Source organism: Micromonospora sp. NPDC049051 (assembly GCF_043197575.1).
Taxonomy (GTDB): Bacteria; Actinomycetota; Actinomycetes; order Mycobacteriales; family Micromonosporaceae; genus Micromonospora.
This window is the reverse complement of sequence record NZ_JBICTL010000003.1, coordinates 452,760-472,902: the sequence shown is the minus strand read 5'-3', so window position 1 is coordinate 472,902 and position 20,143 is coordinate 452,760. Positions and strand designations below refer to the sequence as shown.

The 20,143-nt window shown below is 71.8% G+C and carries 16 protein-coding genes; 6 read left to right on the top strand and 10 right to left on the bottom strand.

The window, feature by feature from the left end:
• Positions 1 to 3: 3 nt before the first annotated feature.
• Positions 4 to 318, bottom strand: coding sequence for a hypothetical protein (locus ACGFIR_RS14345; protein WP_393145213.1), 315 nt, complete (start codon positions 316 to 318; stop codon positions 4 to 6).
• Between the two features lie 5 nt (positions 319 to 323).
• Positions 324 to 722 carry a YbaB/EbfC family nucleoid-associated protein gene (locus ACGFIR_RS14340; protein ID WP_393145211.1) on the bottom strand — a complete coding sequence of 133 codons (399 nt, stop codon included), beginning with the start codon at positions 720 to 722 and terminating at the stop codon, positions 324 to 326.
• A gap of 127 nt (positions 723 to 849) precedes the next feature.
• Here ACGFIR_RS14340 and ACGFIR_RS14335 point away from each other — a divergent pair, with 127 nt between their 5' ends.
• Both ACGFIR_RS14335 and ACGFIR_RS14330 read left to right on the top strand, forming a co-directional pair.
• The gene (locus ACGFIR_RS14335; protein ID WP_393145209.1) at positions 850 to 1,947 is read left to right on the top strand and encodes a S8 family serine peptidase; all 1,098 of its coding nucleotides are present in this window, start codon (positions 850 to 852) and stop codon (positions 1,945 to 1,947) included.
• Complete coding sequence (locus tag ACGFIR_RS14330) at positions 1,944 to 2,582, top strand: SUKH-3 domain-containing protein (RefSeq protein ID WP_393145207.1); 639 nt, start codon at positions 1,944 to 1,946, stop codon at positions 2,580 to 2,582. Before ACGFIR_RS14335 ends, ACGFIR_RS14330 begins: the two co-directional genes overlap by 4 nt.
• A gap of 126 nt (positions 2,583 to 2,708) precedes the next feature.
• On the opposite strand, the gene ACGFIR_RS14325 is transcribed toward ACGFIR_RS14330, so the two are convergent.
• The 4 genes from ACGFIR_RS14325 to eccD all read right to left on the bottom strand — a co-directional run bounded on the left by ACGFIR_RS14325 (position 2,709) and on the right by eccD (position 6,355).
• On the bottom strand, positions 2,709 to 3,017 hold the full coding sequence (locus tag ACGFIR_RS14325; protein WP_393002989.1) for a WXG100 family type VII secretion target: 309 nt from the start codon (positions 3,015 to 3,017) through the stop codon (positions 2,709 to 2,711).
• A 1-nt stretch (position 3,018) separates the two neighbouring features.
• Positions 3,019 to 3,369: a WXG100 family type VII secretion target gene (locus ACGFIR_RS14320; RefSeq protein WP_393002987.1), complete on the bottom strand. Its 351-nt coding sequence runs from the start codon at positions 3,367 to 3,369 to the stop codon at positions 3,019 to 3,021.
• A gap of 221 nt (positions 3,370 to 3,590) precedes the next feature.
• Entirely contained in the window at positions 3,591 to 4,976 is a 1,386-nt protein-coding gene (gene eccB / locus ACGFIR_RS14315; RefSeq protein WP_393145205.1) for a type VII secretion protein EccB, read from the bottom strand.
• 5 nt (positions 4,977 to 4,981) lie between these two features.
• On the bottom strand, positions 4,982 to 6,355 hold the full coding sequence (gene eccD, locus ACGFIR_RS14310; RefSeq protein ID WP_393145203.1) for a type VII secretion integral membrane protein EccD: 1,374 nt from the start codon (positions 6,353 to 6,355) through the stop codon (positions 4,982 to 4,984).
• Between the two features lie 65 nt (positions 6,356 to 6,420).
• On the opposite strand from eccD, the gene eccCa reads away from it, so the two are divergent.
• Genes eccCa through ACGFIR_RS14295 form a run of 3 tightly spaced genes read left to right on the top strand, consistent with a single transcriptional unit; the run spans position 6,421 to position 14,230 of the window.
• Complete coding sequence (gene eccCa / locus ACGFIR_RS14305) at positions 6,421 to 10,374, top strand: type VII secretion protein EccCa (protein ID WP_393145201.1); 3,954 nt, start codon at positions 6,421 to 6,423, stop codon at positions 10,372 to 10,374.
• Positions 10,375 to 10,422: 48 nt separating this feature from the next.
• Entirely contained in the window at positions 10,423 to 12,249 is a 1,827-nt protein-coding gene (locus ACGFIR_RS14300) for a hypothetical protein (RefSeq protein ID WP_393145199.1), read from the top strand.
• Positions 12,242 to 14,230 (top strand): hypothetical protein, encoded by a 1,989-nt coding sequence (locus ACGFIR_RS14295; RefSeq protein WP_393002977.1) that lies wholly within the window; start codon positions 12,242 to 12,244, stop codon positions 14,228 to 14,230. Before ACGFIR_RS14300 ends, ACGFIR_RS14295 begins: the two co-directional genes overlap by 8 nt.
• Positions 14,231 to 14,332: 102 nt before the next feature.
• Here the strand turns inward: ACGFIR_RS14295 and ACGFIR_RS14290 are convergent, their stop codons facing one another.
• The 4 genes from ACGFIR_RS14290 to ACGFIR_RS14275 form a co-directional block, all read right to left on the bottom strand.
• On the bottom strand, positions 14,333 to 15,988 hold the full coding sequence (locus ACGFIR_RS14290; protein ID WP_393145197.1) for a right-handed parallel beta-helix repeat-containing protein: 1,656 nt from the start codon (positions 15,986 to 15,988) through the stop codon (positions 14,333 to 14,335).
• The gene (locus ACGFIR_RS14285) at positions 15,985 to 16,377 is read right to left on the bottom strand and encodes a hypothetical protein (RefSeq protein WP_393002973.1); all 393 of its coding nucleotides are present in this window, start codon (positions 16,375 to 16,377) and stop codon (positions 15,985 to 15,987) included. The genes ACGFIR_RS14290 and ACGFIR_RS14285 overlap by 4 nt, the downstream gene beginning before the upstream one ends.
• A 458-nt stretch (positions 16,378 to 16,835) precedes the next feature.
• Positions 16,836 to 17,585 (bottom strand): LamG domain-containing protein, encoded by a 750-nt coding sequence (locus tag ACGFIR_RS14280; RefSeq protein WP_393145195.1) that lies wholly within the window; start codon positions 17,583 to 17,585, stop codon positions 16,836 to 16,838.
• A 58-nt stretch (positions 17,586 to 17,643) separates the two neighbouring features.
• Entirely contained in the window at positions 17,644 to 18,279 is a 636-nt protein-coding gene (locus ACGFIR_RS14275; protein ID WP_393145193.1) for a hypothetical protein, read from the bottom strand.
• Between the two features lie 359 nt (positions 18,280 to 18,638).
• On the opposite strand from ACGFIR_RS14275, the gene ACGFIR_RS14270 reads away from it, so the two are divergent.
• Positions 18,639 to 20,015, top strand: coding sequence for an FAD-dependent oxidoreductase (locus tag ACGFIR_RS14270; RefSeq protein WP_393145191.1), 1,377 nt, complete (start codon positions 18,639 to 18,641; stop codon positions 20,013 to 20,015).
• Positions 20,016 to 20,143 lie beyond the last annotated feature (128 nt).

The following is a 20,143-nucleotide window of genomic DNA, read 5'->3' as shown; positions in this document are numbered from 1 at the left end:
TGATCAGCCGCCCATGATGCGCGGGTCGTCGCTCTCCACGAGTTGGCCGAGCAGCTTGCCGGCTGCCCCTCCGACCTCCGCCACACCCTCGCCGAACAACTGGATCATCCGCTCCAGCTCCGGAGCGAGCTCGCCGTAGTTGTGTCGATATCTGCGGCCGGCGTCGTCATCGCCGAAGAGGGGCGCCAGCGCCGCCGTCCGGGCGACGAGACCCAGCCCGTCCACGCTCACGGAATGGGTGTCGGCCGTGTGGGTGGCAAGTCGCGACGCCGCGGTGATCGCGCCGCTGACGTCCTTGATGTCCGCGTACTGGGCCATGCTGCTCAGCGCTCCCGGATCAGATCGGCGAAGCCGGTGATGATGCTGTCGGCGTCGCGGTTCATGTGGGCGTCCACCAGTTCCTCCGGCACGTACTGTTGGAGGATCTCCTTGACCCGCTCCTGCACTCCCCGCGCGGCGACTTCGATCGTCTCCTCGATGGTGCGGGCAAGGTGGTCGGCGTCGGGCTGACGGTAGATGCCCGGGTCGATCACGAGTCGGCGCAGCCGGCCGTCGGCGCCCACGATCGCTGTGATCAGACGATCGGCCGATACGGCGGTCGCCTCCAGCCGGCCGAACTCCTCGGTGATCTTGTGGAAGGCGCCAGTGGCGCGTTCCACCTGGCCGCGCAGCGACTCGGCGCGCTCGCGGAGCGCCTCGACTTCATCGCGGGTGGGGGGCATGGCTTCACCGTACGTCAGCTCACGGCACCGTGGAAGACGCCACTGTGGACAGCCCTCGGACAGCTAGGATGCGCTTGTGCGACGCGCTTTGACATGCACCGTCGCAGCGCTCGCCGCGCTGTGGCCGATGGCCCTCCCGACTCCGGCGACAGCCGCACAGGCGTGTTCGCGTGGCCGGGCGGAGGGCACCCAGGCCACCACGAACATTCCCTGGGAACGGCAGTGGCTCGACCTCGACCGTGCCTGGACGATAGCTGGTGCGTCAGCCGCCGTCACGGTCGCCGTCATCGACACCGGGGTGGACGTGCGGCATCCACAACTGACGCGCGCGGTGCTGCCGGGAGTGGACTTCGTCGATGGCGGCGACGGTCGTGTCGACTGCACGGGCCACGGCACGGCGGTGGCTTCGCTCATCGGCGCCAGAGAAGACCCGAATACCCCGTTCGCGGGGGTCTCGCCGCATGCCAGGATCCTTCCGGTCCGGGTGGCCGAACGCATCGACGACGACATGAGTGTGGGAGTGGTCGCCAGGGGAGTGGACTGGGCTGTGGCCCGGGGAGCCCGCATCCTGGTGATGGCGTACACGCTGCCGACCGACCACGCCGCCGTCCGCGCCGCCGTGGCACGGGCGGTAGCCCACGACGTGCTGGTGATCGCATCGGCCGGCACCGTCACAGGCGGCGCGAAGTCCGTTCCCGTGCCGGCCGGCTACCCCGGGGTGCTGGGCGTGAGCGCGGTCGATGGCACCGGTGCGGTCCAGTCAGGTGCGTATCCCGGCTCCCACGTCGACATCGCCGGGCCGGGAGTGGACATCACGGCCGGAGCGCCGGCGCGCGGCCACACCAACTACTCAGGCCCGGACATGGCCGCGGCCGTGACCTCGGGGGTGGCCGCGCTGGTGTGGGCCAGCGACCCTGACGCCGCTGCCGGAACGGTGGCCAGGCGCTTGGCCGCGACGGCGGATCCGTCACCGGGCGGAGCCGGCAGCCCCTCCTACGGAGCCGGCATCGTCAACCCGGTCCGTGCCCTCAGCGAGCCGATCGCGAGCGGCGAGCCCCGGGTGCCGACCGGGTTCATGCCCGCGACCGCAGGCACGAAAGAGCAGGGTCCGGCGCACGGTGCCGTGGTCGGCGTCGTCTGTGCCGTCGCCGCGCTGGTGGTCACCGGGCTCGGTGTGCTCCGCCGGGCCCGCCGACGCCTCGAGCAGCCCAGGGGAAACACATGATCCAGCCAGCCGAGGCGCACGAGATCGCGCGGCGGTGGGCGCGCGGCTTCCACCCTGATGCGGGCGTTCGGCTGGAGCCGTTCGAGCTGGGATACGTGGCCTACCGGACCGCACCAGAGCACGCGGAACAGATCCTCGATGCCCAGGTCACTATCGTGATCGATGACGACACCCGGGAGATCACCCCGTTCGCGGCGCTGCCCGTCGCCGCCGTCGTGCGGCTCTATCGCGCCAAGCGCGCGGCGGAGAAGCGTTTCTCCGCCCCGCTACGGGGACTGCTCAGCCTCAGCGGCTGGCGACCCGCACGAGACATCGGCCTGGCCATGGACGAGTGGTGGTCACGAGGCGCTCCGGCCAGCAGGGCGATGCCGGCGGCCGTCCGCACGGTGGTGGCGGAGTTCGGTGGCTTGCACCTGCTACCCGCTGGCCTGTCGTTCGTGCCCAGGCACGGAGCGGGTGAGGTCGAGATGCTGCACGCGGGTGGGGTAGACGCCGTCGTCATCGGTGCACGACGACGCGAGTCGGTGGCGATCGACGAGGACGGCCGCGTCTGGCTGGGGGATGGCGGCGCGCCCCGCACGGTCGCCGACAGCTTCGATACCGCGCTTCCCCAGCTCCTTGGCCTGGCCATCTGAAACTGGCGGACGGAGAGCGTCTCCTGGCCGCCCTGATCAAGGCGACCCGCTCTGGCCGGATTCGCGTTCGCGCCGGCTTCAGCCGGCGCGAACGCGACAAGGTCCGTTTGACGAACCAGGTTTCGCCTATGCCCGGATCGAAGCGTTCTGGAAGTTCTTCGAGACGCCGTCCTCGGTTTCCCGCATGTTGGCGTTGGCCCGCTGAACCCTGATCGCGATCTCCTGGGCGATCTCGCTCATCTTCACCTCGGCGCCGTCCCAGATGGTCTTGGTCTCCTGGTAGGCGGCGAGACCGGTACCGTCCCAGTCGGCGAGACTGCCGTCGAGCCTTCTCCGCAACCCGTCGAGCTCGTTGCGCACCTGACCGATAGCGTTGATCATCGCTCGGGCGCAGTCGTCGATCGTGTCGAACTCGTACCGGACGATCCCCGCCATGTCAGACCTGCCTCGTCGTCGTCAGAGCGGCGCCGACCTTGCCGGCGCCGAGATCCACCGCTGCCACGTGTTGGGCGGCGCTGTCCTCCGCCTCCTGGTAGGTGCCGCTGGAGCCCTGAACCCGCTTACCGAGGTCCTCCAGCGACTCGTAGAGCTTCATCAGCTGCGCCTCGTACTGCGGGTAGAGCTGGCCGAACACCTGCTGCGCGGAGCCCTTCCACCCAGACCCGTCCAGGATGGGGGCCAGGGAGTTCTTGAGCTGCGCCTGAATAGCGACCAAGTTGGCCGTGGTCGACCCGATATCACGCGCCGCCTCATCGAGGCCGGCGGTCTCGTGCTGAGATGGGGCCATCCCAATCCTCCGTCTGATAGGCCTGAGGCGACCACAGCGGTGGCGGATGCCACACGCGCGAACTCTGGTGCCATCACGGCCGGATTCCATTATCGCGGTGGAGAAACTGTGCTGCCGTCGCCCGAGCGTCTTACCACAGAGGACAATAGCGGGCCGATCGGCATTCCGACAGTATCCATTCACGACCACGAAACGTGGCCCTGCCGAAAGGCGACGGCTGATCAGCGGGGCCGCAGCGGCGTGGCCAACCGGGCCCGGGCGGGGTCGAGCGCCACGCCCTCCTGCACCCGGGCGAGCAGGGCCGCCGGCAGCGGCACCGGTGTGCCGGAAAAGCCCAGCATGGCCGGCACGTCCCCGCTGGCGCACGCGTGCCGCACGCCGAGATCGGTGACGAGCACCAGCGGCCCGCCAGACGCACCGGGACTCGCCATGCTGCGGGCGAGCACCGCGTGGCCCGGTGCCACGAGCACGGCGTCAGCAAGCGGAGCGCCGTCACCGGCGGCACGTCGAGCGACGGCACCGGCCGCCTTCGTCGGCAGCTCTCCGTCGACGGTGACGGTGATCGCGTCGCCGAGCATCCCGGCGCACAGCAGGCCCGCCCGCGGTCGGACGAAGGCGGGAACCTGCTCCGGCGGGGCGAAGCCGGGCAGCGTCATCCGCGACACGATGGGCGCACCGGCGAGTTCGGCGGGCGTCACCGTCACCGACTGCGCACCGGCGGCGCCCCGCACCAGGGCCTGCTGCAACGCGGTCAGCTCCTGCAGGCCCTCGCGGCGTACGAGGTAGATCCGCTCCGCGCGTTCCGCGCCGGACAGGCGGACCAGCTGACCGACCCTGGCGTGCGGGAACCTGGCCAGTCGGGAGCCCCGCCCGGGAACGTCGACGGGACCGAGCCGCGCTCCCAGCGGAATCGGCGCCAGCCACGCGTCGTTGACCGGCACCCCGTCCTGCGCCGACAAGCCCAGGGCCGGCAGAACGTACCCGGGCTCGGTTATCGGGAACCGGTGGCCCGACCACAGCAGGTAACGGGTGCCGTCGGGGCCGGCGAGCAGCACCGCCTGCTCACCGACCGGTGTGGCGGCGACGGGCTGCGCTCCGGCCAGGATGACGGTGGCCGGGCCGCTCTGGCCGGCGGCGTCCGTACGCGGCATGGAACACAGGTTCCACGCCCCGGTCAGGTACTTCTTGGCCGGTACGAGCTCGTCCGGCGCGCCGGGGAGGCCGAGCAAAGCCCCCCTGGACCAGGTCAGCGACGCGCCGGCGACCCGGGCCGACCTGTTGCCACCCATGATCAGTGCGGCGGAGCTGAAGTTCGCCACCGGATAGAGCGTCTTCGAGGTCGCATCGCACACGTACGTCGCGCCGGTGTCGCGTTCGACGATGACGGTGTCGCAACGCTGCCAGGTGGTCTTGCCACCCGGGAAGATGAGGCCGACCACCGCCGTGCCGGCCAACGCGATGACCAGGATCATGATGCCGGCGAAGGCGGTCGCCCCGCCGTGCCGCCCGGCCCAGTCCAGCGGATCCGGTTTGTGGGCGAGCAACGCCCGTACCTGCCGCAGCATCAGGTACTGCTGCGACTGGATGAGATCTCGACGGCTGAGCATCCCCGTCAGCCTCCCAGGCCGCGGAAGTAGCCGAACAGCCCGAGCACGAGCGCCACCAGCACGGGCACCGCTGCGGTGAGCACCATCGACATGATGTCGGCGAGTCGACCCAGCCGGGGCGGCGCCGGTCGCCGGGACAACCGCAGCCCGAGCGCCAGCGACACCAGCGCGACCCCGATCAGTCCGGCCACGAGCGCGGCCGCCGCCATCGGCGTACGCGTCGGGCCGGTCCACGCGTACCAGGCCAGGCCGAGCGCCCCGACGATCGCGACGCCGATCAGCGGGGCGCGGTGCCGCACGGCCGCGAACGCGCGCGCCCGCAGCGCGCAGGCCACCGTCATCGCGCCCACCAGCAGCAGGCCGCCGACGGTGTGCGCGCGGGTCAGGAGTACGAGGCTGACGCCCGTGGCCACCATGGTGCCGAACAGCAGGCCGGTCAGGAGGCTGTCGGCCCGGCGCACCGCCGCCTTCAGCTCACCGGCCGCAGGAGGCGGGCCCTCGGCCGCACCGGTGATGGAGGGGACCGCCGGCGCCGGAACGCCCCCGATCGACATGGCCAGGCGCGGCAGCGCGAAGAGCCCGATCACGACCAGCCCGCCGACGACCGCGGCGGCGCCCTCCACGGTGGTGAGCCCGGTCGCCGCCAGCACGGCGATCCCGCCCAGGCCGCTCGCGAGGGCGGCTCCGGTCACGAACGGCACTGACGGGAGCAGCAGTTGACCGGCGAGTGAGACGAGCAGCAGGGCGGCGGCGGCACCGGCGACCGGCCACGGGCGCAGCTGGACGGCCTCGCCCTCCGTGCCCGTCAGCAGGGCCCCGACCGCCGCGTAGAGCAGGGCGGCGGCCCCGGTGAGCTGGGCGGTGGCGTGGTCGCGCGCGACGCGGTCGGCGAAGATCGCCGTGAGCAGCAGCGTCGCCGCCCCGGCGAGGGTCAGCGCGCCGGCCTGCCACGAGGCCGGGCCGGTGAGCAGCAGCACGGCGCCCGCCGCGAGCACCGCCGTGGCGACCGCGCGCCCCGCCCACCGGGTCGACTGCGCGCTCCACTGCGCCCCGAGGCCGGTGGCCTCGTCCGCGATGGCCTCCGCGACGTCGTCGAACGCCGGTTCGGGCCAGGTCGCGTCATGGGGGGAGAGGACGAGCGTCTCGCCGTCAAGTACGTTCTGCATGGCCAACGAATGGGCGTTGTCCAGCCGCTGGCCGTCGATCCGACGGAGGACCCAGCCGCCCCGCTCGACACCGTCCTCACCGAGTGCCGGCCCGGCGTGCCGCAGCAAGGTGGGCATGATCCTGGCGAGCGCGACGTGCTCCGGAACGGTTACTTCCATGCGGCGGTTCGGTGCGATGACGACGATTCGCGCCAGTCCCGTCTGCTGCTGCACTCGTCAGCCTCCCTTGTCGGATCCACAGTAGACAAGATCGTGATCGCCGTCACTACTATGTGTCGGTGGCGACGATCATCCGCAGACGACGGGCCCGACGTGCAGCTCCGCCCTTCCCGGCCGGCGACATCGTGCTGGAGCCGCCCGCGGAGATTCCCGATCCCGAGGGCGGCCTCGCCGGGCGTCTGATCATGATCCTGCCGATGGTGGCCGGAGCCGCCGCGATGATGCTCCTCTTCGCCGGAAACTCGGGCGGACTGCTGCGCATCATCACCGGAGGGCTGCTCGGGATCGCGATGCTCGGCATGGTCGGCACCCAGCTGACCCGGTCGTCCGGCGGCGGCAAGGCGCAGATGAACCAGCTGCGCCGCAGCTACCTGTTCGAACTGGCCGGGGTACGACGTACCGTCCGCAACGCCGTCCGGGTCCAACGCACGGCCGAGTACTACCGGCACGTCGCCCCGGGCATGCTCTGGTCGATGGTGGACACCAGCCGGCTGTGGGAGCGGCTCCCCGCCGACTCGGACTTCGGTCAGATCCGCATCGGGTTGGGCCCGCGCGAGTTGACCGCGCCGCTGGTGGCGCCGCCGTTCGTGCCGGTCGAGAAGGCCGAGCCGGTCAGCGCGGGCGCGCTACGTCGGTTCCTGACGACCTACCGGCAGGTGGAGGACCTGCCGGTGGTGGTGGCGCTCGACGGGTTCGCCACCATCCACCTCTGCGGCGACCCGGACAGGGCCCGCTCGGTGGCCCGGGCCATGATGGCGCAGGCGGCCTTCGGTCACGCCCCGAACGACATGATGGTCGCGGTCTGCTCGGCCGAGGACCGGCGCTACCTGTGGGAGTGGTGCAAGTGGCTCCCGCACGCGGCCCACCCGTCGCAGACCGACGCGCTGGGCCCGCTGCGCCTGATCAACACCTCGGTGGTGGGCCTCGAGGCGATGGTCGAGGAACTGCTGGTGGCCCGGCCGCGGTTCAACCCGTCGGCCAGCGAGGTCAGCTTCGAGGGGCCGCATCTGCTCGCCGTCATCGACGGAGCGGAGACCGCCGGCTCCGACCACCTCGCCACCGACACGGGCCTCGAGGGCGTCACGGTCGTACACGTCTGTGGTGAACCGCCACGCCACCCGGACCGCACCTGCCTCGTGCTCGACATGGGCGAGGACGGCACCATGACCGCGACCACCCACGGCAGCAGCCAGGTGCTGGGCCGGGGAGACGAGATGCCGCTGGTGCTGGCGGAGAGTCTGGCCCAGCAGCTAGCCCCGCTGCGGCTCGCCCAGGCCGGGACGGGCGAGCAGGCCATGAACTACACCCACGAACTCACCGACCTGCTGGAGCTCGACGAGCCGGAGCAGATCGACCTGTCGCGCACCTGGCAGCCGCGACCGAACCGGCAGCGGCTCCGCGTACCCATCGGTGTCATGCCGGACGGGGAGCGCCTCGAGCTGGACCTGAAGGAAGCGGCCCAGGACGGCATGGGCCCGCACGGCCTGCTCGTGGGCGCGACCGGCTCGGGCAAGTCGGAGCTGCTGCGCACCCTCGTCCTGGCGCTCTCCGTGACCCACTCGCCGGAGGCGCTCAACTTCGTCCTGGTCGACTTCAAGGGCGGCGCGACCTTCACCAAGCTGGACAGGCTGCCCCACACCAGCGCGGTCATCACCAACCTCGCCGACGAGCTGCCACTGGTCGACCGGATGGCGGACGCGATCAACGGCGAGCTGGTACGCCGCCAGGAGCTGCTGCGCCGCGCCGGCAACTACGCGTCGCTGCGGGACTACGAGCGGGCGCGCGCCGCCGGTGCGCCACTCGACCCGGTGCCCAGCCTGCTGATCATCTGCGACGAGTTCAGCGAACTGCTCTCCGTCAAGCCCGACTTCATCGACATGTTCGTGCAGATCGGGCGGGTCGGCCGTTCACTCGGGGTGCACCTGCTGCTGGCCAGCCAGCGCCTGGAGGAGGGCCGGCTGCGCGGCCTGGACACCCACCTGTCGTACCGCATCGGTCTGCGCACGTTCTCCCCGATGGAGAGCCGGGCGGTGCTCGGCGTCACCGACGCCTACGAGCTTCCACGTGCCCCGGGACACGGCTTCCTCAAGTACGGCAGCGAGTCGTTGCAGCGCTTCCGCGCCGCGTACGTCTCCGGCGTGTACCGGCGGGCGACCGCCGCCCCCACGCAGGTGGAGGACTTCCCCGTCTCCGTGTTCACGTCCGGCTACGTGGCCGGCCCGGTCGCCCAGGCCGTCACCGACGCGGAACTGGGGGAGGAGGCCGAGGAACCCGCCGACGAGGCGACCGGCGATACGCTGCTCGACCTCATCACCGAACGCCTCGTCGGTCAGGGGGTGCCCGCCCACCAGGTGTGGCTGCCCCCGCTCAGCGAGTCGGACACCATCGAGGACACGCTCGGCGGCCTGGTCACCGACCCCGAGCTGGGCCTGACCACGGCGGACGCCGCACTGCGGGGCACGCTCGACGCGGTGGTCGGTGTCGTCGACCGCCCCTTCGACCAGCGGCGGGACCCGCTGCGGCTGCCGCTGGCAGGCTCGGCCGGGCACGTCGCCGTCATCGGCGCGCCGCAGTCCGGGAAGAGCACCCTGCTGCGCACCCTGGTGCTGGGTCTCGCGCTCACCCACACCCCGGAGCAGGTGCAGTTCGCCTGCCTCGACTTCGGCGGCGGTGGCCTCACCGCCCTCACCGAGCTGCCACACGTGTCGGCCGTCGCGACCCGCCGCGAGTCCGACCTGGTGCGGCGCGTCGTCGCGGAGGTGACCCACCTGATCGCCGAACGGGAGCAGCTCTTCCTCGACCACCGCGTCGACTCGATCGCCGCCTTCCGCCGGCGGGCGGCGGAAGGCGAGTTCGGACCGGCCTGGCGCGCCGACGTCATGCTGGTGATCGACGGCATGCTGACGCTGCGCAACGAGTTCGAGGACCTGGAGGCGAGCGTCATCGACGTGGCCAACCGGGGCCTCGCCTACGGAGTCCACCTCGTGGTCGCCGGCAGCCGGTGGTTCGACCTGCGACCCGCCATCCGGGACGCCTTCGGCAGCCGGCTGGAGCTGCGCCTGGGCGATCCGTCCGACTCCACCATCGGACGGCGGGCGGCGGCGAACGTGCCCGTCCAGGCCCCGGGGCGGGGCATCACCCCCGACGCGTACCAGTTCCTGTCCAGCCGGCCGCAGCTCAACTCGACCGCCTCCGCCGACAACGCCGTCAGCGAGGCGGCCGCGGCCGTACGCGCCGCCTGGCCGGGCCGGACGGCGCCGCCGGTGCGCCTGCTGCCCACAGAGGTCACCTACGCCGCGGTGGCCGGCATGAGCGACCGGCCAGGTCTGCCGATCGGTCTCGCCGAGGCCGATCTCGGCCCCGTCCACCTCGACCCCGACGCGGACCCGCACGTCGTCGTCTTCGGCGACACCGAGTGCGGCAAGTCGTCGTTCCTGCGCATGCTGGCGGCCAGCGTCGCGGACCGGCACACACCCGAACAGGCCCGCATCATCGCCATCGACTACCGGCGCAGCCTGCTCGGCGCGCTGCCCGAGCAGCACCTCATCGACTACGCCACCACCGCCGAACAGGGACTGGCGCTGCTCAAGGAGGCGGCCGTCGCCCTGCGCGAACGGCTGCCCGACTCGGACGTACGCCCCGACCAGCTGCGCGCGCGCAGCTGGTGGACGGGTGCCGAGCTGTACGTCCTCGTCGACGACTACGACCTGGTCGCCGGGGACGGCAACCCGCTGATGGCGCTGCACAGCCTGATACCGCAGTCCCGCGAGGTGGGGCTGCACCTCGTGATCGCCCGCCGCAGCGGTGGCGCCTCCCGGGCCATGTACGACCCGATCCTCAGTCGGCTGCGCGACCTCAACGCGCCAGGGCTGGTCATGTCGGGCGACCGCAACGAGGGACCGCTGCTCGGCAACGTACGCCCGAGCGCCCTGCCGCCGGGACGGGGCTGGCTGGTGACGCGCAAGGAGGGCGTCCGGCTGGTCCAACTGGCCTGGTTGGACAGTCAGGTGTGACGGCGCGGGGTAGCCGGGGCAGGGTGGCCATCAGTACGCTCATGAGTCGTGGGCGATGGTGATCTGCTCCAGGCCGAGCTCGCCGGGCTGCGGACGTTCGCCGACACCGCCGCCGGCACCGGTGCGGCCTTCGCCGACGACGCGCGACGACAGCTCGGTGGCATCGCCGACACCACCGCGCTGCTCGGGCAGCCGGCGGGCTTCCGCGAGATGCGCTGGTTCGCCCGCGTGGCCGACACCGATCTCGACGCGCTGCGCGCGTTCGCGGAAGAGTTCGCCGACGGTCTCGCCAGCACCGCCCGCGGCGCGGACCTCGCCCACCGGTGGTACACGAGGATGGAGGGGCGCTCCACCCAGCAGCTCGACCGGATCGAGGACGCCCTGGCTACGGGCGACCTTCCCGGCCCGTCCTACGACGATGGCACCTCAGCACCCGCCGGCCCGGTCACCGGGCCGGTCGCATACGGCTACGACCTGCCCGGCGTGCAGCGCACCAACTGGGCGGCGCTCGACGCCGACCAGATCGCCACCCTGGTGCTCGGGGTGCGACCGGAGGTCGCCGACGCGCTCGCGACGCAGTGGCAGGTCATCGCCGAGTCGATCGGAGCGGCCGGGGTGACGCTGAAGGCCCAGGCCGACCCCCTGCACTGGTACGGCCAGGGCGGGCGGGAGTTCCGCCGCAACGTCAACCTGACGGTCGCCTCGGCCAGAGCCTGGCGCGACAGCGCCGCCAACCGGGCCGCCGACTACGACGACGCCCGGCGGGTGATCCTCGACGCCCAGCGCGAGCTACGCGCGATCGTGTCGCAACGTGAGGGTCAACTGGGCAACCTGCGGCTCGATCTGGCGGTCGCCATCTCCCCGCTCGGGCAGGCGGGTGTCCAGGCACAGATCGCCGGCGCCGAGCGGGCCGCGACCGAGGCGGCCAGAGCCGTCGCCACGCGGCTCAGCACGACGCTGGCCGCCATCGTGGACGGATGGCGGCCGGCCGCCCCGTACCGTGGATTGCTCGGTCTCGCCCCGGGTGCCGCTGGCGCACCGCTGGTGGACGGTCCCGCCACGCTGATGTCGCCCGCAGCCGGGCCGGCGCTACCCCCCGGCTTCGGGCCCGACCCGGGGCCGACGGAAGCCGGTCCCCAGCCCGGTCCCCAGCCCGGTCCGGGTCCCGCCGGGTCCGCCGGGCCGGGCAGCGTTCCCGGCGGGCAGCCGCCGGGCATGCTTCCGCCGGGCGCGTTCACCGGGCCGGGCACGCCCGGTCAGACCGTCCTGCCGCCCGCGCTCCGCGCTCCCCGGGTGCCGCCGATGCCAAGCGGTCTTCCCGCCGGCACGACGCCCGGCGGCCTGCTCGGGCCGGGCGGCGTGCTGCGGCCCGGCCTGAGCGGCGTGGGACCGGGAGGCATCGGCGGTCCCGGATCCGGGCGGGGGGTGCCGGCGCTCGGCCGTTCACCCGATCGGAACCCGCCGGTACACCACCTCGCCCCGGACAGCCCCGACGTCCGGGAGCCCACCCTCGGCGCGCGGACGCCGCAACTACCCACGGCACGGGAGAACGAGGCGTTCATGCCGATGATGCCCGGCCTCCTGGGCAGGCCGGTGCCGGAGCCGGCGGGACCACAACGCCCATCGGCATACCGGAACCGCACCGCGACTTCCGCCGAGGGCAACCTCTCCGGGCGCGCGGCCAGTGCGCAGACCTCGGTGGCTAGCCGTCCGGACGATCGACCCGGCGTGCTGCGGTCACGTCCCAGCCGGCGTGAGGATGCGAAGGCGGCACCCCCTGCGCTTCCCGCCCCGACCGTGCCGGCCCTTGCTCGCGTGGTGGAAGACAGTCGGCCTGCCAACCCCGCACCCCAGGAAGGCGGCACCCATGGCTGACCCCGTCTCGTTGAAGGCGCAGATAGCGGACATGCGTCATGTCGCCGCCACCATCGGCCGGGCAGCTACCGAGTTCATCGAGGAAACGGACGACATACTCGGTTCCATGGGCGGTGCAAAGTTCACCGTCTTGAACACGGTGACGGGAGCACACCCGATTTCCGAAGTGGGTCACTTCGTCGACTCGCTGAAGACCTGGCTGGGCGGGCCGGAAAATGGAATCGTTGGATATTTGTTTGTCGTGCGGTCTGCCCTCGAAGCCTACCGCCGAGCTGTCGATTTCGCGGCGGACTCCTATGCTTCCCAGGACGGATGGTCCCAGAACCAGCTCAGGAAGCTCGACGTCGACCTGCTGAGCAAAATGGGCATCACCGACATCTCGATGGACGAGAAGGATCCGGACTACACGAAAGAGGGGCTCTCCAGCAGCGGCGTCCAAGCGTTGGCGAAAAACAGCTCCTTCGAGCCCCGGGGGAAACTCGTCAGATCAAACTGGATGGGGGTCGACATCGAATCCATGTATCTGATGCTCACCTCTCCCCAACCGGAGCCGCTGCGGCGGGTGGCGAGCGGAATTGCCGAACTCGCCACGACGCTCAGAACCCACTCCGGCATCCTCGACCAGAGGGTCGACGACGTGGTGAGCCCCGACAGGTGGGACGGCAAGGCCGCCAAACGCTACGCCACGCTCGCTACCGAGACGTACCGGTCGTTGAATTCCTGGTCGGAGAACCTGGTCAGGCTGGCGCTGACCGTGGTGTACAGCGCCGACAAGCTCGCGGAGGCCAAACAGAACGCGCAGACGGTCTATGGCGAATATCGAGGCTACGTCGACTTGGCGACAAGAAACTACGATAAGTACTTCAGCAACATTAATGATTACAACGCATATGTAGCGCAGGTGAGGGATAACTACACCAAGACCATGCGGACGGTCGCTACGGATCTGACCGACACGTTCGAGGCGAGGTCGTCGTGGCACCTGCCGGGACCGTACGCAGGGCTGTGGATGCCGGGCACGACGGACCTGGCGGCTCCCGGGCCGGGTCCGGGGCCTGTCGGCGGGCCGGGAGGTGGGCCCGGTGGCGGTCCGGGAGGCGGCCCGGGCCCCGGGCCGAACGCGACCCCGAAGGGACCCGACACGGGGCTCGGGCCGCTCATCCTGCCGGACCAGGATCCGCCGAAGGACGACAAGAAGCCGACCAACCAGGACGACCCGAACAAGAGGCCGGACGGCGCGAACCCCAACAACCGTCCTGACGTGCCGACCCCGAGCCTGCCGGGGCCTGGCAACGCGGCGGGGCCCGGTGGGCTGCCGGGGCTGAACGACCTGCCAGGCTTGGACAACCTGCCGGGACTCGGAAACGCGCCAGGGTTGGGAGCCGACCCGGGACTCACCCCGGGGCTTCCGACCCTCCCCGTCCTCCCCGGCATCACACCGGGAGTACCCACCCTGCCCGGTGCTCGGCCCACTCTTCCTGGTGTGTCGCCGGTGGACACCCCTTCGGCCACCCCGCTGCCCGGCAACGGGGTCTCACTTCCCGGCCGTACCGGTGGAGGGCGGCTCGGCGGCGGGATCGGCGGTGACCCGGTGACCAGCCTGCCCGCCGCGAACGTCACCCCGTTGCCCCCCGCAGCCGTCACCCCCGTCTCCGCCGCCAGCATCGGCCCCGGTGGCGGCGGTGGCGGCGAGGGGAGCAACGGGGTGCCGATGATGCCGCCGATGATGGGTGGCATGCCGCCGGGCGCCGGGGGCGGCGGTGGTCAGGGTGGCGGCCCTCGGCCCGTACGCCGGGGTGGCCCACGGCTCGTCGACCCGGGCGCGGGCAGTGGCCCCGCCGCGCTCAGTGGCCGTAGCCGGGATCAGCGCCGCGACCAGCCGAAGGTCGTTTCGGTGGACACCGAGAGCTGGACCGTCGACCAGGAGCCGGTGCAGGCGCCGAGTAAGCCGCAGGCCCGCCCCATGCCGGGCGTCGGCTGAGCGCCGGCCGGTCCGACCTGCCGTTCCTCTACGCGGCACGGTGGCAAAGCACGACCCGGCCGCCGCGCCGTCCTGGACAGCGGGCGGCCGGCGCGTCGTGTCCTACGCGATGGCGGCGGCCAGGTCGTCGAGCAGCAGCAACTGCAGTTCGTCGGCGCTGGGGACCCGGCGTAGCTGCCGCAGCCGTTGCGCCTGCGCCTTGCGGATCCCGTCGAAGAGCTTGCGCGCCTCCCGGGCGTTGCCGAAGTTGCGGTCCTTGCCCATCGCGGCGAAGTAGCCGCCGATCGACGCGTGCAACTCGTCCGACAGCCGGTACTCGTGGGACTCGGCCATGGTGGCGAGGATGCTGACCAGCTCGTGCGGCGAGTAGTCCTCGAAGACGATCGTCTTGTTGAACCGGGACGCCAGGCCGGGGTTGGCGTCGAGGAACTCCACCATCTCACCGGTGTAGCCGGCGGCGATCACGGCGATCTCGTGCCGGTGATCCTCCATCAGCTTGACCAGCGTGTCGATCGCCTCCTGGCCGAAGTCGCCACCGGATCCGAACGACCGCGACAGCGTGTACGCCTCGTCGATGAAAAGCACGCCGCCGATGGCCTTCTCGAACGCCGCCGCCGTCTTCTCCGCCGTGTGCCCGAGATACTGCCCGACGAGGTCCCGGCGGGCCACCTCGACGAACTCGCCGCGTGGCAGGACGCCCAGGGAGGCGAGCAGTTGGCCGTAGATGCGGGCCACCGTGGTCTTGCCGGTGCCCGGGGAGCCCGCGAAGATCAGATGGTTCGTGGACGGGGCGACCGTCAGCCCGCCACGGCGCCGCCACTCGTTGACCTGCAGCTCGTCGATGATCCCGAGCACCTCGGCCTTGACGCCGGGCAGACCGACCAGCGCGTCGAGCTCGGCGAGCAGTTCCTCGGAACGCTTGGGGTCCTGGGCGCGCATCGCCACCGGCTCCACCCGGGCGGCCGGGCGACCGGCTTCCAGCATCTCGACGTTGCTGCCCGGGGCCAGCAGGATTCCGGGGGCGGCCGTCTGCTCGGTGGTACAGCCGGTGATCTGCCCGCCGCAGTCCGGCCCGACGCTGACGCCCACCCCGACCGTCTCGGAGATCCGGCACCGGCGGAGCGCCACGCTGCTGGCCTGGACCACGGACACGCCGATGTCCCCGGTGCGGGAGACCGTGCAGTTCTCCAGGGTCGGGCGGGAGTAGTCGTACACGTAGATGCCCCGGTAGCCGGCATCGGTGACCAGGCAGTTGCGCAGGACCGGGTCCGCCGAGCGGATCAGGATGCCGTCGGAGACGATCTCCGACACGGTGCAGTTCGAGATCGAGCCGGCGCAGTCGTCGATCTGGATGCCCAGCCGCGCGCCGACCACGCGGCAGCCGTCCAGGTCGAACTCGGTGCGGGCACCGAGCTGGATGCCCGCGGCGGACGCCGCCGAGCATTCGCAGCCGACCATCGTCAACTTCGTGCCGGTCGCGCTGACGGCCGGGGCGTCCACACTGGTGATGCGCAGGTGGCGCAGTTCGACCGTGCCCCGCTCGCAGTGCACCGCCGGGCGCTGGGTGTCGGGCGCGAGCAGGGTAACGCTGTCGGCCTCGGCCGCCACGATGCTCAACGACCTGTCGGTGAGCATCAGGTTCTCGCGGTATTCGCCAGGCCCGACCACGACCTGGTCGCCCGGGCCGGCCGCCGCCACCGCGTCGCTGATCCGGGGGTACGCGCCCGCGTGGCTGGTCGACACGAACAAGGTCGTCATGGTTTCGCCGTCCCGAATCGAGTGGTGCAGACCTGCACCGAAGAAGCAACCTGGTCAACCGAGAGCACAGCCACCACGACGAAACAGTAGTCCACCTCAGGATTGACCGCGTTGATGCGTACCGACGTCGCGCCCTTGGGTGCCTCGGCCAGGGTCGTCGGTGGCAGGCCGACCGGGCCGCCGATGACGTAGAAGGGCGCCTTGCCGGCGCTGCGGTCGGCGAAGGTGAGGGTGACGGTCACCCGTTCGTCCTGCATGTTGGTGACCACCGGCGCGGATTCGGCCAGTTGGGCGGCGTCCGGCAGCGACGACGGGCCCGGCGAGCCGGATCCGGTCCCCACGACACCCCGGCTGAGGGCCACACCAGCCACGAGCAGCGCGACCACCACCGCGCCGACGAGTAGCCAGCGCCGGATGTGCGACACCGACGCCGCCGCGCCGCGGCCGGCTGGCGCGGCTGGCGAGGACTCCGTTGGTGGGTCCGCCGGTGCCGCCGGGCTCTCGACCGCGGGTGACTCCGCCCGCGCCGGTCCGCCGGGCGCCTGCTTGTCGGGGGAACCGGTCGCCGACACGGTTGACGTCGCCGGCGTGGCCGGCGTCCGGGCGGGCTGCTCCGGGGCGGCGGCATCAGGTGACCGCGAGGTCGTGAGCCGGGCCGACACCGGCAGCAGCTGCCCGCAGCTCGGGTTCATGCAGTACGAACTGTCCCCGTGCTCGTCATGCCCGCACTGACGGCAGGTCACCTTCCGCATGCCGATGATTGTGGCACGGAGGACCATCGGAAGGGATCACGCGAGCCGTTGCCACGGACCGGCTGGAGGCCACAATCGTCCACTTACGACAGCCGTCACGGGTTCGGTGGGGCCTTGAAGAGTTCCACGACCTCGTCGGGCCGCAGGGCCCGCGTCCACAGCCGGACACCGTCGATGTCGCCGCGCAGGTAGTTGCCCGGCTCGCCGTTCCACTTGGCCCGCCCGATCGTGAGCGGACCGGCCGCCCGCCACGGCTTGCCGATGGTCCGGGTGGTGCCCGCCACACCGTTGACGTAGACCTGGATCCGCTTCGTCTTCGCGTCGTAGGTCCCCACCAGATGCGTCCACTGCGTGGTCACCGGCTCGTCCGACGTGGCCGTGGCGTTGTCGACCGGATCGATGACGTCGGCCGCCATCCAGTTGAAGGCCCACTTGCGGTGGTACCAGCTGTATTGCAGGTAGAAGCCGCTGGCGTTGGTGCCGTCCTGCCCGACCGCCGCCATGGCCAGCTTGCCAGGGTGGGCGGCGAGCTTGACCCACGCCGACACCGAGTAGCTGGCCGTCGTGTCGACCATGGCACCGGCCGTCGCGCAGTACTCGTTGCTGCCGTTGAGGGTGACCACCGAGCCGCGGACCGGATCTGTGCGCCAGTCCATGCCGTTCTGGCACTCCGCGACGGCGACTGCGCGCTCGTCGACCGCGAGCTGCACCATGTCGGGAAGGTCGGGCAGCACCGGGGCGGCCGGCTCACGCGCAGGCGCCGGCCACAGCACCACCACCGCGGCGACGAGTACGGCCACACCTGCGCTGAGTCCGGCAAGGACCGTCACCGTTCGCGACTGCACGACTCTCCCGAGGCTCGATACTGCGGTTGTGGGCGCATCAGCGCGTCGACCCTGGTGCTCAATTGAGCGGGCCACGGACGGTGGCACCTCGGATGCAGCGGTAGTCGGACCAGGTGACCACGGCCGGGTCGTCCCAGAAGATCACGAGACCGGCCCGGAAGCAGTAGCCGGTGTCCGGGTCGAGACCGTCGACGCGGACCTCGCCCCGCTGAACGGTCACCGGTTCGACCCGGGAGCGCATCCCGCCGCCGGTGGCGAGGACCTGGACGAGACGTTGTTCGTCCCCCTTGCCCGAATTGGCCCAGTGCAGGACGGCCGCGGTCCGCTCGTCGCGGACCTCGAGCCCGGTGGGCCGGGTCTGTTCCAGCACCTGAGCCACCAGCTCGGGGTTCATCGACGCGCTGGTGGCCCGGGGGACTTCCGTGACACCGTCATCGTCCTGCAGCAGCGCGACGACGCTGACGGTCAGCGCCGCGACGGTCACCAGCGCGGCGGCGAGCACGAACTGCCGTCGACCGGACCGCTGCCCGACCGGCGGCACGGTCACCGCCGCCGGGACGGGTTCGGCGGCCGGCTGGTCGGGCGGGCGCGCTGTGTCGGCGGTCGGAGCGTCGCCCTCGCGTCGGGTCTGCCCGGCCGGGGCAGGGGCCTTCCGTTCCACTGTGGTCAGCAACGCGCCGCACGCGGGATTCATGCAGTATGAACTGTCGCCGTGCTGTGAGTGTCCACAAGCGGCGCAGGCGGCATCGGCCATGGCGCCGATTCTGACATGGATCCCCGGATCCTGGCGGCCCGCCCGGGTCGGTCGCGCACCAGACCGCCCGCTTCGGTCGCGCACCGGGGCCGCCGGCTTCGGCCGCGCACCCGGCCGCCCGCCCCGGCCGCGCGCCGGGACACCCGCCCGGCGGCCAGCCACGCCGTATCCGGAGAACCTCTGCTCAGGCGGGTGCCTGTGCGACGATCGTCCTGCGCGTCGACCGGTCCGGCCCGCCCTCGCACCGATCTCTGGCAGGAACGCGGAAGCCTCACACCTCGTACCCCTTGGAGAACATGATGCCCCTTTCCCCGGCCCGGGTCCTCGCCGCGCTGAACGCGGTGCGACCCCCCGACCGGACGTCCCCGGTCATCGGAAGGGCCGTCGTGGTCGGCGGCAGCGTCGCGGGGATGCTGGCGGCTCGCGTGCTGTCCGACTACGCGGAGAGCGTCCTCGTCGTCGACCGGGACGACCTGCAGGTGAATGGCGAGCGGCCGGGCGTGCCCCAGGGCACCCAACTGCACGCACTGCTGCCCGGCGGCTTCCTCCAACTCGAGCACCTGTTCCCCGGTTTCCGCGAGCAGGCCGTGGCCCAGGGCGCGATCGAGGCGCCACCGGCGGCGCGGCGCAGCTACCTCGACGGCCGCCGCAAGATCGTCGTACCGGACGACGCCGACAGCCTCGCGGGCACCCGGCCCCTGCTGGAGGGGCTGATCCGTCAGCGGGTCCTGCGGCTGCCCAACGTCAAGACGGTCACCGCCCGCGCCACGGGTCTCGTGTGCGACGGCGCCGTGGTCACCGGGATCCGCTGCGACGTCGGCGGGATGACCGGCGTCGAGTCGAGCGACCTCGTGGTGGACGCCATGGGGCGATCGAGCCGGCTCTCCGACTGGTTGGAGCAGGCCGGCTGGGAGCGGCCCGCCCTGCGGCGGATGACCGTCAACCTCAACTACGCGACCGCGCTGTTCCGCCGCCCGGAGACGGACCCGGAGGCCACGGTGGTCATGGCGTTGCACACCCCCGAGACCCGGTCGGACGTGGCCGGCGCCGCGTTCTTCGCCGTCGAGGACGGCCGGTGGATGGCCATGATGGCCGGCTACGAAGACAACCGTCCGGGGCGCACGGCCGACGACTTCCGACGCCGGCTGCGCGAGCAGTTCCCGCCGGAGTTCGGCGAGATCGCCGGGCACGAGATGCTCGGCGATGTCCGGACCTACCGCCACGCCGACAGCCGGCGGCGGGACTTCCACGCGCTGCGGCGGTTTCCGGCCGGGCTCGTCAGCGTCGGTGACGCGGTCGCGTCGTTCAACCCGGTGTACGGGCAGGGGATCACCGCGGCGGCCCTGCACGCGGCCTGCCTGTCGACGTACCTGCGGGAAGGCCCGGATCCGAGCCTTCCCGCACGTCGCTTCTTCGACCTGCAGAAGGTCGTGGTGGACGTCGCCTGGTCGATGTCGACCTCCGCCGACCTGGCGCAGCCCCACGTCGACGGGCCCTACCCGCGCGGCTACCGGCTCTCCAGCTGGTTCAGCAGGCAGATCGTGGAGGCGACCGTCACGGACGTGCCGACGGCGCGGCGCTTCAACGACGTCGTCTCCCTGCGCGTACACCCGAGGTCGCTGGCCACGCCCGCCGTGCTCCTGGGCGCCCTGCGCGCCAACCTGCGCGCCCGCTGACCCGGCCGATTGCCCCGCGCCGGACGTCCCCGCCGCCACGGCCCGTTCCGGTGCGGCGGCGGGGACGTCCGGCGACCGACGCCTGGACGCGGCCCACGGACCGGCGCCGACCAGAGCGTTGCTCAGCT

Bases quoted from the DNA above. Each gene is read 5' to 3' on its own strand.
- ACGFIR_RS14345 (WP_393145213.1), bottom strand. From the start codon at position 318: ATGGCCCAGTACGCGGACATCAAGGACGTCAGCGGCGCGATCACCGCG.
- ACGFIR_RS14340 (WP_393145211.1), bottom strand. From the start codon at position 722: ATGCCCCCCACCCGCGATGAAGTCGAGGCGCTCCGCGAGCGCGCCGAG.
- ACGFIR_RS14335 (WP_393145209.1), top strand. From the start codon at position 850: ATGGCCCTCCCGACTCCGGCGACAGCCGCACAGGCGTGTTCGCGTGGC.
- ACGFIR_RS14330 (WP_393145207.1), top strand. From the start codon at position 1,944: ATGATCCAGCCAGCCGAGGCGCACGAGATCGCGCGGCGGTGGGCGCGC.
- ACGFIR_RS14325 (WP_393002989.1), bottom strand. From the start codon at position 3,017: ATGGCGGGGATCGTCCGGTACGAGTTCGACACGATCGACGACTGCGCC.
- ACGFIR_RS14320 (WP_393002987.1), bottom strand. From the start codon at position 3,369: ATGGCCCCATCTCAGCACGAGACCGCCGGCCTCGATGAGGCGGCGCGT.
- eccB (WP_393145205.1), bottom strand. From the start codon at position 4,976: ATGCTCAGCCGTCGAGATCTCATCCAGTCGCAGCAGTACCTGATGCTG.
- ACGFIR_RS14295 (WP_393002977.1), top strand. From the start codon at position 12,242: ATGGCTGACCCCGTCTCGTTGAAGGCGCAGATAGCGGACATGCGTCAT.
- ACGFIR_RS14290 (WP_393145197.1), bottom strand. From the start codon at position 15,988: ATGACGACCTTGTTCGTGTCGACCAGCCACGCGGGCGCGTACCCCCGG.
- ACGFIR_RS14275 (WP_393145193.1), bottom strand. From the start codon at position 18,279: ATGAATCCCGCGTGCGGCGCGTTGCTGACCACAGTGGAACGGAAGGCC.
- ACGFIR_RS14270 (WP_393145191.1), top strand. From the start codon at position 18,639: ATGCCCCTTTCCCCGGCCCGGGTCCTCGCCGCGCTGAACGCGGTGCGA.